Annotated in this window: 11 protein-coding genes; 6 read left to right on the top strand and 5 right to left on the bottom strand. The window is 60.9% G+C overall.

Features of this window, described 5'->3' with window-relative positions; genetic code table 11:
• Positions 1-12: 12 nt before the first annotated feature.
• The 5 genes from AB1286_RS16760 to AB1286_RS16780 all read left to right on the top strand — a co-directional run bounded on the left by AB1286_RS16760 (position 13) and on the right by AB1286_RS16780 (position 7,518).
• Positions 13-1,158 (top strand): glycosyltransferase family 4 protein, encoded by a 1,146-nt coding sequence (locus tag AB1286_RS16760; protein ID WP_430364316.1) that lies wholly within the window; start codon positions 13-15, stop codon positions 1,156-1,158.
• Between the two features lie 652 nt (positions 1,159-1,810).
• Positions 1,811-3,325 carry a hypothetical protein gene (locus AB1286_RS16765; RefSeq protein WP_430364317.1) on the top strand — a complete coding sequence of 505 codons (1,515 nt, stop codon included), beginning with the start codon at positions 1,811-1,813 and terminating at the stop codon, positions 3,323-3,325.
• 309 nt (positions 3,326-3,634) lie between these two features.
• Positions 3,635-4,594: an NAD-dependent epimerase/dehydratase family protein gene (locus AB1286_RS16770; RefSeq protein WP_430364318.1), complete on the top strand. Its 960-nt coding sequence runs from the start codon at positions 3,635-3,637 to the stop codon at positions 4,592-4,594.
• A 4-nt stretch (positions 4,595-4,598) separates the two neighbouring features.
• Positions 4,599-5,615, top strand: a complete 1,017-nt coding sequence (locus AB1286_RS16775; protein WP_430364319.1) for an MraY family glycosyltransferase — start codon at positions 4,599-4,601, stop codon at positions 5,613-5,615.
• A 16-nt stretch (positions 5,616-5,631) separates the two neighbouring features.
• The gene (locus AB1286_RS16780; protein ID WP_430364320.1) at positions 5,632-7,518 is read left to right on the top strand and encodes a polysaccharide biosynthesis protein; all 1,887 of its coding nucleotides are present in this window, start codon (positions 5,632-5,634) and stop codon (positions 7,516-7,518) included.
• Positions 7,519-7,582: 64 nt separating this feature from the next.
• Here AB1286_RS16780 and AB1286_RS16785 read toward each other — a convergent pair whose 3' ends face one another.
• On the bottom strand, positions 7,583-8,686 hold the full coding sequence (locus AB1286_RS16785; RefSeq protein ID WP_430364321.1) for an MraY family glycosyltransferase: 1,104 nt from the start codon (positions 8,684-8,686) through the stop codon (positions 7,583-7,585).
• 247 nt (positions 8,687-8,933) lie between these two features.
• On the opposite strand from AB1286_RS16785, the gene AB1286_RS16790 reads away from it, so the two are divergent.
• Positions 8,934-9,770, top strand: a complete 837-nt coding sequence (locus AB1286_RS16790; RefSeq protein WP_430364322.1) for a class I SAM-dependent methyltransferase — start codon at positions 8,934-8,936, stop codon at positions 9,768-9,770.
• Between the two features lie 17 nt (positions 9,771-9,787).
• On the opposite strand, the gene galE is transcribed toward AB1286_RS16790, so the two are convergent.
• The 4 genes from galE to AB1286_RS16810 are packed head-to-tail and all read right to left on the bottom strand — an operon-like array spanning position 9,788 to position 14,140.
• On the bottom strand, positions 9,788-10,825 hold the full coding sequence (gene galE, locus AB1286_RS16795; RefSeq protein WP_430364323.1) for a UDP-glucose 4-epimerase GalE: 1,038 nt from the start codon (positions 10,823-10,825) through the stop codon (positions 9,788-9,790).
• A 39-nt stretch (positions 10,826-10,864) separates the two neighbouring features.
• Positions 10,865-12,049 carry a glycosyltransferase family 4 protein gene (locus AB1286_RS16800; protein ID WP_430364324.1) on the bottom strand — a complete coding sequence of 395 codons (1,185 nt, stop codon included), beginning with the start codon at positions 12,047-12,049 and terminating at the stop codon, positions 10,865-10,867.
• Positions 12,050-12,053: 4 nt separating this feature from the next.
• Positions 12,054-12,887 carry a glycosyltransferase gene (locus AB1286_RS16805; protein ID WP_430364325.1) on the bottom strand — a complete coding sequence of 278 codons (834 nt, stop codon included), beginning with the start codon at positions 12,885-12,887 and terminating at the stop codon, positions 12,054-12,056.
• Complete coding sequence (locus tag AB1286_RS16810; protein ID WP_430365100.1) at positions 12,884-14,140, bottom strand: oligosaccharide flippase family protein; 1,257 nt, start codon at positions 14,138-14,140, stop codon at positions 12,884-12,886. Before AB1286_RS16810 ends, AB1286_RS16805 begins: the two co-directional genes overlap by 4 nt.
• Positions 14,141-14,260: the final 120 nt, after the last annotated feature.

Consider the following 14,260-nt stretch of genomic DNA (forward strand, 5'->3'; position numbering starts at 1 on the left):
GACAGACAAATTATGAATGGCAATACGCCTCGACCACACATCGTCTTTTTAGTAACGGAAGACTGGTATTTCGTGTCCCATCGGCTGTCGATCGCCAAGGCGGCGCTTGCGGCCGGTTATCGCGTGACGGTCGTCACGCGTGTCGATCGCTGCGAGCAGGCGATTCGAGCAGCGGGTATCGATGTCGTTCATCTGCCCGCACAACGCGGCGGGCTCAATCCTGTCCAGCAGCTCGCCTACTGCCTAAAGGTATATCGGCTTTATCGCCGGCTGCGGCCGGACATCGTCCATCACGTGGCGATGAAGCCCGTGATTTACGGCAGCATCGCGGCGCGTCTTGCCGGCGTGCATCATGTCGTCAACGCCCTGGGCGGGCTGGGCTTCGTCTTTACGTCCGATGCGCCGAAGGCGCGCGTGTTGCGCCCGCTCGTCAATCGGCTGCTCCACGTCGCGATGGGCGGCGCTCGCACGCTGTTGATTTTGCAGAACCGCGACGACCGCCGGATGATCGTCGAGGGTGGTGTGATCGACGATACGCAGGTGAGGATGATTCGCGGCGTGGGTGTCAACGTCGAAAGCTATCCGCAGCCCGAGGCGCGGGCCGGCGAGTGTCTCGTCATCCTTCCGGCGCGGTTGCTGCGCGACAAAGGCGTGGTCGAATTCGCCGAGGCGGCGCGACGGCTGAAAGCCGAAGGTGTAGCCGCGCGCTTTGCGCTGGTGGGCGAGCCCGATGAGGAGAACCCGGCTTCGCTGTCGCCGCAGGAGATCAGCGGCTGGGTGGAAGAGGGTTTCATCGAAGCCTGGGGATGGCGCGACGATATGCCTCGCGTGGTTGCGCAGGCCGATCTCGTATGCCTGCCGTCCTATCGCGAGGGGTTGCCCAAGGCCTTGCTCGAAGCATGCGCCGCAGGCAAGGCGATCGTCACGACGGACACGCCGGGATGCCGCGAAGTGGTCGAGGACGGTTATAACGGCCTGCTTGTCCCCGTGCGTAACGTCGACGCGCTCGTCGACGCACTGCGCACGCTTATTGGCGATTCGGCGCTGCGCCATCGTTACGGGCTCAATGGGCGGCGCTTGGCGCAGACTCAATTCAGCGAGCAGGCCGCAATTGCCGCAAGCTTGGCGGTCTATCGGGAGTTGGTGCCGGCGCGGTGATGGGTACTAGCAACACCTGCTACCAGAGTTAATCGCCAATATAGTAAAATCAGGCCGCAAAAGACCGCCATTGGTGTAAATATTTCCGGCGCTTTGGCGCCGGTTTTTATTTGCGCAGCGCGGGCACTTCGCATCTGAGGCGATGCCGAGAGCCGGATTAGCGTTTGAATCAACCTTCAAATAGCTTTCCGCGTTATATAAACGAAAGGATTGGGCTACGACCCGATCGAATCGTCGCGACAGCGGATGCATGCTGCGTGAGCCAACCGATTGCTCTCTTCCGACACATCAACAATGCAGGCCCAGGGGCTCGTACGCGTGCGCGATCGCAGTTTACGAGAGGGGGCAGCGCCAAACGTTTTCCTCGCTCATTTCGGCCGCCGTTTTCATCGACGATGAATACATCGCGCTTGCAAGCGGCGTCGGGGAAGGTTAAAGAGACCAAGGTTTAAATAAAATGAATGAAAGTTTCAATCTCGAGATGGCGTACCTGGCGATGCTGGGTATTGGGGTAATTTATTTCTTCAGACGAAAAAGAAGCGATGCGCTTCTCGTCGGATTTTTTGCAAGCGTCCTATATTTCTTACCAGGAGTTTTCGGTCTAATTCGATTTCCTTACGGGGGTGATTCGGGCTATTACTCGGCGGCGATCGTGCCGGGTGCATACGCCGTCATGCTGTTGGCGGTTGGGACGTTGATTGCGGTAACTGTCTGCTATGACCGATTCGTTCCGGCAGGACGACGCTCGCTCGTCATCTATGATGGGGCGCTGCCCGAATCGTTACTGGCTGTTACGCTGATCGGCGTGGCGGCATCCGTCGCAACGATCGGCAAGGGGTATTTGTGCATTGAGAAGCAGGACATGCTCGCGCACATTAATCCCTGGTATTACGTCGCATCGTACGGTGCTCCGTTCGCGCTAGTCGCGGCCGTTGCTGCCCGCAAATGGTGGGTGGCGGGCATAGCCATGCTTGTTCTCATGGCGGATATGTTCATCGGATTCCGGGCATCCTCCTCCGTTGCGATCGTCGCGCTTTGCTTGGCGTTTGGGCAAGCGTTGTTCGAGGATCGCAAGAAGCGGACGGTGTTCATTGCCGTCGCGGTGGCGGCCGGTGCCGGTCTATTCGTCGTTAAACAGCTGGCTTGGAACATTAAGTACACAGTTTCGGTGGACTGCTCTGTCCCGCACCCGGCTGCGGCTGCACCGGTCGCTCCGGCGCTGGCCGTCGCGACGATGCCCCCGCCCCCGCCCGTGGCCAACCCCGCCGCGCCGCCGACGCAGGTGGCGCAATCCGCTAGCGTTGCGGTTCAGCGCCCGGCAACGCCAGTTTTGCCACGGACGAATGCCGTTCGAACGCATCCACACCCACGCGTGGCTTCGGCACCGAGTCCGGTTTCGACGGCGCAAGGACCATCCGCGGCGGTTGCAGCAAGTCCGGTCCCGAGCAGCGCTGTCGCGGCGAGCTCGGTTGGAAATACGCCCGCCGCTGCCGTTCCGGCTGCATCGATCCCGGCCGCGACAACAGCGAGTGCACCTACCGAGCCCGCTCCCACGCCGGTTAGCGCGAAAGTCGAGCTTCATTTAGGCAACCTCGAATACACGGCGGGCTTGTTGTCGTCGCTTGGTATGTATGTCGATGCGTTCCGTTATAGCGAGCCGATGGTGATCCAATCGATCCTGAACGAAGTCGTCAGGCGCGGTTTCCGGACGTCGCCCTCGAACCTCGTTGGGCAGGCGTTGAGCGGAGTGCCCGGCGGTAAATCGATCTTCAATATCGATGTATCCGAGGTAGCCTCCTTCAACGGCCAGTTCCAGCCCGCGCTGTTCCCCAAGGCGACGTTCGGCATGGCGAACAATCCTTGGGCGCAGGCGTTTTCGGTCGGTGGCTTTACGTTGGTATTCGTCTTTGCATTGGTTTATGCCTTCGGTCTCGCCACGTTATCCGCCCTGTCGTCGCGCGCGTCTCCGGTGACGGGTACCCTGTGCGCTGTGCTGGCGGCGTGGTGGGGCTTTTACGGCCACCGTAATGACGTGCTGACTGAAGTCGGGATCCTCAAAATGGCTGCGTACCTTGCCATTGCCGCGATGATCGTAAATTGCGTAGTAGGGGCGATCGCTAGGCGTGTGGGGGCGCAAGCCGCGGCAGCATTGACGAGCCGCACCTAACCTCTGTGTGCCCACTTCGGCGCCGTCCGATCGCGGCCGGCGCCGGCTCCACTGCTTTCCTTGCTACTCGGCTGCGACTTCCGTTCCCGAACCGGTGGACGGCCTATCGCTTTTCGCCGTGTCGCCTACGTGCCGTAGCGCGGGTGCAACAGTCCGTCAGGCGACGGGCAGGGTCGCCCACTCCGCTATAATGAGCGGTTCCCGCCAGCACGTCCATTCTTCATGATTTTTCGACCAGGCAACCCTCTTCTCCATCGCGCCCCTTCGTGCCGAGCACGGGCAGCTCTTTGTCGGGCTCGGGGTTAGCCGATGGCGGAAACGATCCTGGTAACGGGCGCGAGCGGCTTTGTCGGCAAGGCAGTTTGCCGGCAGCTCGTTCGCGAGGGGCACACGGTCATCGGCCTCGTTCGGCGGGCCGGTACGACGATCGACGGCGTGTCCGAGTGGGTCTGCGAAGGCAACGACTTCGAGAATGTCGACGAGCAATGGCCTCGGACGCTTGCCTGCGATTCAGTGATTCACCTCGCGGCGCGGGTTCATGTGATGAACGAGACGTCGGTCGATGCCTTGCCTGCTTATCGGGCGATGAACGTCGAGGGGACGATGCGCATCGCCCGCGCCGCGCAGCGCGCAGGTGCGCGTAGGTTCGTTTTTGTCAGTAGCATCAAGGCGAGTGCCGAATGCAGCGGCGGACATCCTATCAGCGAGCGCGATCGACCTACCCCGATCGATGCCTACGGTATCTCCAAGCTCGAGGCTGAGCGCAGCTTGTTCGAATTCGGTCGCCAATGCGACATGGAGATCGTGGTCGTTCGCCCCCCTCTCGTGTACGGGCCGGGCGTTCGCGCAAATTTTTTGCAACTGATGCGCGCCGTTGCGCGAGGTATTCCTCTGCCGCTTGGCGCGATCAAGGCCCGGCGCAGCATTGTTTTCGTCGAAAATCTGGCCGACGCGATCGTCCACTGCTCATCCGACCCCCGCGCTGCCGGGCAGACGTTCCATGTTGCGGACGAGCCTGATCCGTCAGTCGCCGAACTGGCAACCATGTTGGCCGAACAGCTGCGCGCGCCGCGCCGCGTTTGGCCCATTCCGCCCGCGTGGCTTCGTCTAGCTGGCCGGATGACGGGGCGCTCCGCGCAAGTGGGCCGTTTAATCGGCGAGCTTCGGCTCGACTGCTCCCATATTCGGAACACGCTCGACTGGCATCCCCCTTTCACCGTCGAGCAGGGGCTGCGCGAGACCGCAGCCTGGTACCGTTCTTCCCATTAAACGCATGGCAATCGATTTGACTTATGTAAGCCCGTTGATCCGCGTCGTTGTCTGTGCGGTGCTCGCTTGCGTCGCGTGCGTCGCAATTCTTCAAACCTTGTTGCGGACCGGCCTTGCTTGGCGTTTGGCTACCGATATTCCAAACGAGCGATCGCTGCATGAACGTCCTACGCCGCGCGTCGGCGGATGGGGAATCGTTCCGGTCGTGCTCGTTGCAATGATTCTGACCTCGGGATATTGGGTTATCGCCGGTTGCGTTGCGTTTCTCGCCGCGGTGTCGCAAATCGACGATCGTCGTGGTCTGCCGGCTCGCGTTCGCTTTGCGGCGCATGTGGCGGCGGTCGTGGTCGTACTTGCCGTTTATCGCGCGCCTGTCCTATGGTGGGTATCGATCGTCTTGGCCATTGCGCTTGTTTGGCTGATCAATCTTTACAATTTCATGGACGGTTCTGACGGCCTCGCGGGCGGCATGGCCCTGTTCGGGTTCGGCGGGTACACGATTGCAGCGTTGACGTCGTCTCATCCGGACATGACTCTGGCGCTGACATGCGCCGGGATCGCCGGCGCGGCCGCTGGCTTTTTGACGTTGAATTTCCACCCGGCACGGATTTTTCTTGGCGATGCGGGTTCGATTCCGATGGGTTTTTTGGCTGGCACGTTGGGCTACCTCGGTTGGCGTTCGGGCGTATGGCCTTTCTGGTTTCCCGTTATGGCGTTCGCGCCGTTCATAGGGGATGCCTCGGTAACTTTGGCGCGGCGTTTGGCCAGAGGCGAGAAGTTTTGGCAGGCCCACCGAGAGCACTTCTATCAGCGAATGGTGCGTTCGGGAGTTGGCCATCGGCGCACTGCGCTGCGCTGGTACGCGGTGATGCTCGTAGGCATAATACTGGCGGTCGGGGCGCTCGATCGTCCCGGTGTCGTTCAATTGAGCATCGTTGTCGTATGGGCATGTGTGCTCGCGCTGATGGGACTCGCTATCGATGCAAGATGGCGGCGGTCCGCGTCAGACGCATCCAAATAAGTTGAGAGGAGACGCCATGTTCAAACAACACAAAGCCTCATGGCTTTCGCTGTGCGCGTTTTTCTTCGATTTATGCGCGGTCGTCGGCGCGTGGTTCGCCGCTTACCTGATTCGATTCAACGGTGCGATCCCTAGCGCATTCTTCTATGGCGGCATGCGGGCATTGGTTTGGGTGCTGCCGTCCTACGCCATCATGTTCCGGGCGTTCGGGTTGTATCGCGGTATGTGGGTTTTCGCGAGCCTTCCCGATCTGGTCCGCATCTCCAAGGCGGCTATCGCCGGTGCGTTGATTGTGATGGTTGCGGCGGTGATGGCGCAGCCGGTACCGATCGTTCCTCGCTCGGTTCTCGTCGTCTCCCCGGTCCTTTTGTTCGTGATCATGGGCGGCGCGCGTGCCGTTTATCGAGCGACCAAGGAGTTCTATCTTTACGGTGCATTGGTGGCTCAAGGCAAGCCCGTGCTCGTGCTCGGCGCGGGTACGGCGGGCGCGAGCATCGCTCGCGAATTGTCCCGTTCGAGCGAATGGCGCCTTGTTGGCTTACTCGATGACGATCTCGCAAAGCGCGGCCGTGAGATGTATGGCCATAAAGTCTTAGGCACCATCGACGAGTTGGCCGAATTGGCGACGTCGCTTAGAGTACGCCACGCCATTATCGCGATTCCGTCCGCTTCGGTCGAAGCGCAACGGCACGCCGCCACGGTGTGCGTGAGAGCGGGTGTCCATGCGATGGTATTGCCCGCGTTGACGACGCTAGCGCCGGGGCAGGGCTTTATGTCGCAGGTGCGGCAAATCGACCTCGAAGATTTGCTTGGTCGCGAGCCCGTCAATATCGATACGCCTCATGTCGAAGCGTTGCTGCGCGACCATGTGGTCATGGTGACGGGGGCGGGCGGTTCCATCGGTTCGGAATTGTGCCGCCAGATCCTGCGCTTCAAGCCGGCTCAAATCGTCGCGCTCGATGCTTCCGAATTCGCGATCTATCGTTTGACCGAAGAGGTGCGCGAGCACTTTCCTGATTCGCTGGTCGTGCCGATCGTGGGCGACGTGAAGGACTCGTTGCTACTCGAGCAAGTCATGGCGCGTTATTCGCCTCATGTGCTTTATCACGCGGCAGCCTACAAGCACGTGCCGCTGATGGAGCAACTCAATAGCTGGCAGGCCGTGCGCAACAACGTATTGGGCACTTATCGCGTAGCTCGGGCGGCGATCCATAGCGGCGTGAAGCGCTTTGTGCTGATTTCCACGGACAAGGCCGTCAATCCTACCAACGTGATGGGCGCTAGCAAGCGGCTTGCGGAGATGGTCTGCCAAGCATTGCAGCAGAGCACGCAGGACACGAAGTTCGAAACCGTGCGTTTCGGTAACGTCTTGGGCAGTGCGGGCAGCGTGATCCCGAAGTTCCAGCAGCAGATCGCTCGAGGGGGGCCGGTTACGGTTACGCACCCCGAAATTACGCGGTTTTTCATGACGATTCCCGAAGCCTCGCAGCTCGTGCTCCAAGCATCGAGCATGGGGCAGGGCGGCGAAATCTTTATCCTCGATATGGGGCAACCGGTGCGGATCGTCGATCTCGCCCGTGATTTGATTCGTCTTTACGGATACCGCGAGGATGAGATTTGCATCGAGTTTTCGGGGCTTCGGCCCGGCGAGAAACTCTATGAGGAATTGCTCGCCGACGACGAAACGACGACCCGTACGCCGCACCCGAAACTGCGCATCGCACGAGCACGCGATGTGCACGCGCATTTCTTGGAAGAGCTCTTGTCGTGGCTAATGCAACGCACGGTGCTTTCCGACGATGAAGTGCGGCGCGATCTGCGCCGCTGGGTGCCGGAGTATCAACCGGCAGTGGGGCCGACGTTGCAGTCGGTTACCAGCAAATCGACGGCCGCCTCTTCTTGAGTGCCGTGGGCGTTCGCCGGACTGGCGCCGGCGAACAGCCGATGCGCCAACGCGCAATCCCACCTCAATCGCGGCGTCTGCTGCGTACGACGAGCCAACGCGGTGACTTGAACCGCACGATGCTGACGTAGAGCCACACATACGTCGCGGCAAATACGACGACGAACACGAACAAGTGAACCGTGTGCTGCCAAAAGAGCGTCGCGGGTATGACGCCGACTAGGCAAAGCAGCCATAGGTAAGGCGATGTGAAGGAGTTGCGCCGGGTCAGTTCGTGCGCGGTCTTGGCCCCTACCGCCCATCGCATGAGCCGTTTATACACGAGCATGTGCAAGTGCACGCCATCCGGAATACCGGGGGACATCCCGCGCACGAACTTCTTTCGATAGATCGAAAAGCAGGTTTCGAAGATCGGATAAATGAACAGCAGCACGGGGTACCACGCGGAGACTTCGCGGTGGCGCATGACGAGCAGAATGGCTAGTTCGGCAAGCATGAAGCCGATGAAATAAGCGCCGCCGTCGCCAAGAAAAATCAAGCCGGCCGGGAAGTTCCAGATGAAGAATCCAAGCACGGCGCCCATCATGATCAGTGACGCCGATAGGACGATCGGATCCCCTAATCTAAACGCGACGTATGCCAGAGAGGCGAACATCATCAACGCGACCATCGACGCGAGCCCGTTGAAGCCGTCGATGATGTTCACGGCGTTGGCGAGTGCCGCTACGGCCAGCACCGTGATAATGAAGGACACCGCGGCGTAGGAAAGCAAGAAATCGAGCGGGGGCACACTGATGCGCACCACGGCCGCATGCAGGGTGAAATAGGTTATCGCCGCCGCTGCCATGGTCGCGGCCAGCCTTGCGGACGGCGAGACTCGCTTGGTCAGGTCTTCGATCAGTCCGGAGGCGAACGCGGGTAGCCCGCATGCCGCAAGAATGAGAATCCCGTAGGCGACCGCAGGATAGGGGCCGATGAGCTGCAATGTCGCGCTCACGAGGCCGATCAGAATGCCCACCCCCCCAATGCGAGGCACCGGGCGCGCATGGAATTTCTGGACGCCCTCCAAATCGCTATCGATCGAGAATTTCTCATGCAGATGGGCGTAGCGCACGATCAATAGCGTGACGAGCAGCGAGACAAAAAAGCCGAGGGAAAAACTGAGCATGGTCGTGACGGATGGGCGGACGGCGAATTATACGACTCGGCTATGGGTCGTTACCGTCCGGAACGTCATTCGCCGATAGCGGGCTCGAATCGTGCTCGCGGGAAGGACGGTCGGCTTGATGTCGGTGTTCGTGCTGAGAGCCGACCAACCTTTCGCACGGTTGCCTCGCGCCGCTTGATCTCGTCCGGAAACATGGCCAGTGCGCGGCCCGACTTCATACCATCTTCGCCTAAGACCCTGGGGGTACATGACTCTCGCTCAAACGCACCAGCAGGAAATCGAGAGTGGCGAGCGGTTCTCGTTCGGCGAGAATTGGTCGCGTTTTCTAATGCTGCTCGACGAAGAACGGGTCAAGCAAGCTGAGCGCAGTCTGTGTCAGATGCTCGGAGTCGACTCGCTCGTTGGCAAAACCTTCCTCGATATTGGTAGCGGTAGCGGTCTGTTCTCGCTCGCTGCGCGAAGGCTCGGCGCAAAGGTCTTTTCCTTCGATTACGATCCGAAATCCGTGGCGTGCGGCCTCGAGCTACGTCGTCGATACTTCGACGGCGACGCCGACTGGACCATCCAAGAGGGTTCTGTGCTGGACGAGCAGTACCTCGAGCGACTGGGTAAATTCGACGTCGTGTACTCCTGGGGCGTTTTACACCACACCGGAAAAATGTGGGATGCGTTGGAGAACGCCGCGGCACTGGTTGCAGACGGCGGTAAGCTCTTTATTGCGCTCTACAACGATCAGGGTGTCCAGTCCCGCGTCTGGTGGTGGATCAAAAAGGCCTATGTCACGCTTCCGCCGGGCCTGCGTTGGGTGGTAGTGATTCCCTGCTACATTCCGCTTCGTGCGCCGATGTTCATCAAGGGCCTGTTGCGCGGAAACCCATTCAAGCCGTTTCGGACCTATAAAAGCCTACGCGGCATGTCGTTGAACCGCGATTTGGTCGATTGGGTGGGTGGTTTCCCGTTCGAAGTGGCGAAGCCGATTGACGTCACGCGGTTCTATGAGCAGCGCGGGTTTGTGAGCACCAAGACGGTGACCGTTGGTGCCAAACTCGGTTGCAATGAATTTGTCTTCCGACGCAAGACCTAACGTATCTCGATGGCAGGCTAAACTTCAAATCCTCGCGGATTGCTCTCCTGCCACCGCCAGTGGTCCTCGCACATCCGCTCGAGTCCATACTGCGCGCGCCAGCCCAGCAGTCGCTCTGCGACCTCCGTGCTCGCATAGCACGCCGCGACATCCCCCGGCCGCCGTGCGACGATCTCGTAAGGCACGGGCCGGCCCGAAGCCGCTTCGAAGGCCCGGACGACTTCTAGTACCGAGTACCCGCGCCCCGTACCGAGGTTCGCGACCAGGCTCGCATCGCGTACGGCAAGCGCGTTCAACGCCGCGATATGTCCGCGTGCCAAATCGACAACATGAATGTAATCGCGCACCCCCGTGCCGTCAGGCGTCGCGTAGTCGCCGCCGAACACGCGCAGCTTATCGCGCTTGCCCACGGCCACCTGCGCCACATAAGGCATTAGATTGTTCGGAATACCCGCCGGATCCTCTCCAATCAGCCCGCTTTCATGCGCACCCACCGGATTGAAATAACGTAGCGTCGCAATACGCCAGCTCGGATCCGCCGTTTCAACGTCGCGCAATATTTGTTCGCCAATGACTTTCGATTGGCCGTAAGGGTTGGTTGCCGATAACGGAAACGATTCGTCCACCGGGCAGTGCTCGGGCATGCCGTACACCGTTGCCGACGAGCTAAAGACGAGCGTTTTGACATCGCGCTTGCGCATCGTATCGAGCAGCACGAGCAAGCTGTCGATGTTGTTGCGGTAGTACTCGATCGGTTTGGCGACCGATTCGCCGACGGCCTTCAATGCCGCGAAATGAATGGCCGCGCTGATCTTGTGCACGTCGAACACTTCCGACAGCGCCGCTTCGTCGCACGCATCGATTTCGTAAAAGGGTACCGGGCGCCCGACGATCCGTTCGATGCGTCGCACGGCTTCGCGCTTGCTGTTGACGAGGTTGTCGACGATCACCACGTCATAGCCGCTAGACACCAATTCGACGACCGTGTGCGAGCCGATAAAACCGGCTCCCCCCGTCACGAGGATCGCTCCCTCTCGTAGCGCATGGGTTGGCATTTTATTCTCCGTGTATTGTCCGCAAGCGGCGGGCGGCGTTCATGACTCGCGTCCACGTCGCTCAAACATGCCGGCGCCCGTCAATGCGAGCAGCGTCAGCCGATAACGTTCGACGACGAGCGCTTCGTCGAATTCGCTCGTGACTTTGTCGCATCCGCGCAAGCCCATCGTGCGTCGCGCATCCGGGCTCATATCCAAGATTCGCGCGAGTGCATCCGCCAAGCTCCGGGCGTTCTTTACTTCGCATAGCAGCCCGGTGACCCCATCATCCACTACCTCCCGGCACCCCGGCACATCGGTGGCCACAACGGGCCGTCCCATGGCCGACGCTTCCATCAACGTGCGCGGCACGCCTTCGCGATAAGAGGGCAGCACGACACAATCGGCGTTTGCGATGACGGGACGCACGTCGTGCGCTTCGCCAAGATACTCGACGATCCCTTCCTTGCTCCAGCCGTCGATATCGGCTTGCGTGATCGCACTGGGATTGTCCACGCCCACGGGTCCGAGCAACTGGAACCGGGCGCCCGGGTAACGCGAACGCAGCATGCGCGCGGCTTCGACGTACTCGCCCACGCCTTTGTCCCACAGCAAACGTCCGATCAATACGAACGTTACATGCTCGGCGTCAGGCAGCGGCGCGAGCGCGAAATGATCGATGTCCACGCCTTCGCCGTGCAGTAGCTTCGCACGCTCGGGGTGTGTCAACAACCGTTCGTCGAGGAACGCTCGTTCGTCGTCGCGATTGAGAAACCATACCTCGCGCGGAAACCGGAATGCAAAGCGGTACAGCGCCTTGGCCACACGCGCCGCATGGCTCTTTTGGATAAACACGTAGCCGAGGCCGGTCGTGACCGCGATCGACGGCACGCGCGCAAGCCAAGCAGCCACGGAGCCGTAGATATTCGCCTTGATCGTGTAGTGGAATACGACGCTCGGCCGAATACGTCGATAGTGGCCGTACAGGGCTGCCAGCGTGCGCAGATCGTGGAGCGGGTTCGTGCCCTTCGAAGCAACAGGCAAGTCGATGCATTCGCAGCCCATCTGCTCGAGCAGCGGGAACGTGCGATCGCGCGGGGCGAGCACGATCACGCGCACCCCTTTCTTCACGAGCATCCGAATCAACCCTTGCCGATAGGTATAGATCGCAAAGCCGGTGTTGCACACCAGACAAATCGTGAGCGGCGCGTCGGCTACGGCACCCATGGACTTGGAAGCATTCATACGGTCAGGCTGCATACGTGGCGAAGAGCGCGCGTTTGATCTTTTTCAATGCCGTATAAGGCGTCACGAAATGCAGCAGGTTCTTTGCGAGGCCAAGCCAGTCGTAGAGATTGGCGGCATTGAAATAGCGCCATTGGAGCTTCAGCGTCGAGACGATCTGACGGCGCCGTTTGGTCGCGCTGATCCCGCCTTCGTTCAATTCGTAATACAGGCCGAGTTCGGGCAAGTTGGCGCAGTCGTAGCGCTCCATCAAGCGCAAGAACAAATCCAAGTCCTCGGCAGCGCGGTAGGCGACGCGATAATTGCCCACGGCTCGCACGGCCTCCACGCGCAGCATCATCGCGGGATGGACGAGCGAAGTACGGAAGAAGCGCAGTCGCCGCACGCTGGCCGGATCGGCTGCGGGCCGCAGCGAAAACAGCGGCGCGCCCGTGCGCGACACGACTTGCGTCCACATGCCGAGCCCGGCCACGTTGGGGTGCGCTTCGAGGTAAGCCCGCTGTTTCTCGAGCCGCCCAGGCGCCGCGAGATCGCCCGCGTCGATTCTCGCGGCGTAGCGATACCCGCGCGCGGCCAACGCTTCGATGCCGGCCTGCAATGCGCGCTCGATGCCGCCGTTTTGCGGCATGCGTACGATCTCGATGTCCATGTTCGGCAACGTGGGTGCCACGATCGGCTGCGCGCTGCCGTCGTCGACGATCAATACATGCACGGGCGCGCGCTCGTCGAACGAGGCGAGCGTGCGTTCGACGTCGGCCTGCGCGTTGTAGGCCGGCATCAACACGGCGACGTCGCCGAGCATATCCGACGGAGTGGGTCGAGCAATGGGCGTCGTCATGAAAGCAACTTCAATCGAATGTAATAGACGTTGACGGCAACGGCCGCGGCATAGCCGCCGGCAAGGCCGGCCAGCGCGCCGAACGCGCCGATGCGCGGAATGGCGAACAGATTCACCGCGAAAGCAACGGCAAGCGCAAGCAGCCATTTCGTCAGGAGTACGAACTTCGCCTGATATTTCAACAGCACGAGATTGCCGATCGCCTCGATGCCGGCCGGCACCGAAAGCCAGACGCACCAACGAAAGATCGGAATCGCATCGACGTAGTTCGGACCGAACACGCGCGTAATGACGAGCGGCGCGAGCGCGTCGAGCACGAGCGCGCCGCAGACCATCACGCCCGCTGCGAGCACCATCAAACGAATCACGTTGCGCAGCAAATGCGCGCGTTCCTGCACGCGATAGACGAATGCCGGCGCGATCGTTTGAGCGAGCATCAAAGCGAGCGCGATCCAGTTCTCGTTGATTTGCTGAGCGGCCGAGTAGCGGCCCAGATCGGCGAACGATATCGCGCGTTCGAGCATCAGGCGATCGAGCTTCAAGAACAGATACATGCAGACGAGGCCGACCCAGAACACGGTGCCGGCACTCGCGAAGTGGCGCAACAGGCTTGCGTCTACGCGCCACCCGAGCTTGCCGCCGTGACGGCGCGCATAGTAGCCGAGCAGAACGAGGCCGATCGCGGCCGCCTCCAGCGCCCAGAGCCACGCGAAATGCGGCGCGGCGAGCGTCATTCGCACGAAGAGATAAACGAGCCCGAGCTTGACGAGGGCCGTGGCCATGCTCGTCACCAACTGCGGCTTGCTGTAGGTAAGGCTTTGCAGCCACGAATTGACGACGCCGATGAACGGTTCGCGAAACAGCATCGTGACGGCAAGCCCCGCGAGCATTGCACCGACGACGGGATCGAATACGCCCGCGGCGATCGCGGCCCAAGTGCCGGCAAGGGCGAGCGCGGAAACCGAGATTCGTAAGACAAACGCGCTGCCGAGCACCGTGCCGAGTTCGCTTTCTCCGCGATGGACGATCGTGGGCACGAGAATTTCGGCGCCGCAGACCCACGTGATCGGGGCGAGCACGAGCAGCAGCGTGTTCGCATATTGCCATTTGCCGAAGACGTCCGGCCCGAAGTAGCGCGCGAGCAGACCCGCGATGGCGATCGCGACGACGATTTGCGTCAGTCGCTCGAGGCCTAGCCAGACGATATTGGCCGCGGCTTTCGCGATGTCGGGGTGGGCGATGCGCCTCAGCATGAGATAAAAGGCAGGAATCTTGCTCGCCAGACCGCTGCCGGCGTGGAAATGGCGCGCTTTTCGGCCGTGATCTCGTACGACCGTGCAGCGAAGGGGCATATGCGCATTAAAATGGGCGCG

Source organism: Trinickia sp. NRRL B-1857 (assembly GCF_050470685.1).
GTDB lineage: Bacteria > Pseudomonadota > Gammaproteobacteria > Burkholderiales > Burkholderiaceae > Trinickia.

Coding starts and splice junctions, on each gene's coding strand:
- AB1286_RS16800 (WP_430364324.1), bottom strand. CDS start 12,049: ATGAATGCTTCCAAGTCCATGGGTGCCGTAGCCGACGCGCCGCTCACG.
- AB1286_RS16780 (WP_430364320.1), top strand. CDS start 5,632: ATGTTCAAACAACACAAAGCCTCATGGCTTTCGCTGTGCGCGTTTTTC.
- AB1286_RS16770 (WP_430364318.1), top strand. CDS start 3,635: ATGGCGGAAACGATCCTGGTAACGGGCGCGAGCGGCTTTGTCGGCAAG.
- AB1286_RS16760 (WP_430364316.1), top strand. CDS start 13: ATGAATGGCAATACGCCTCGACCACACATCGTCTTTTTAGTAACGGAA.
- AB1286_RS16785 (WP_430364321.1), bottom strand. CDS start 8,686: ATGCTCAGTTTTTCCCTCGGCTTTTTTGTCTCGCTGCTCGTCACGCTA.
- AB1286_RS16810 (WP_430365100.1), bottom strand. CDS start 14,140: ATGCTGAGGCGCATCGCCCACCCCGACATCGCGAAAGCCGCGGCCAAT.
- galE (WP_430364323.1), bottom strand. CDS start 10,825: ATGCCAACCCATGCGCTACGAGAGGGAGCGATCCTCGTGACGGGGGGA.
- AB1286_RS16775 (WP_430364319.1), top strand. CDS start 4,599: ATGGCAATCGATTTGACTTATGTAAGCCCGTTGATCCGCGTCGTTGTC.
- AB1286_RS16805 (WP_430364325.1), bottom strand. CDS start 12,887: ATGACGACGCCCATTGCTCGACCCACTCCGTCGGATATGCTCGGCGAC.
- AB1286_RS16790 (WP_430364322.1), top strand. CDS start 8,934: ATGACTCTCGCTCAAACGCACCAGCAGGAAATCGAGAGTGGCGAGCGG.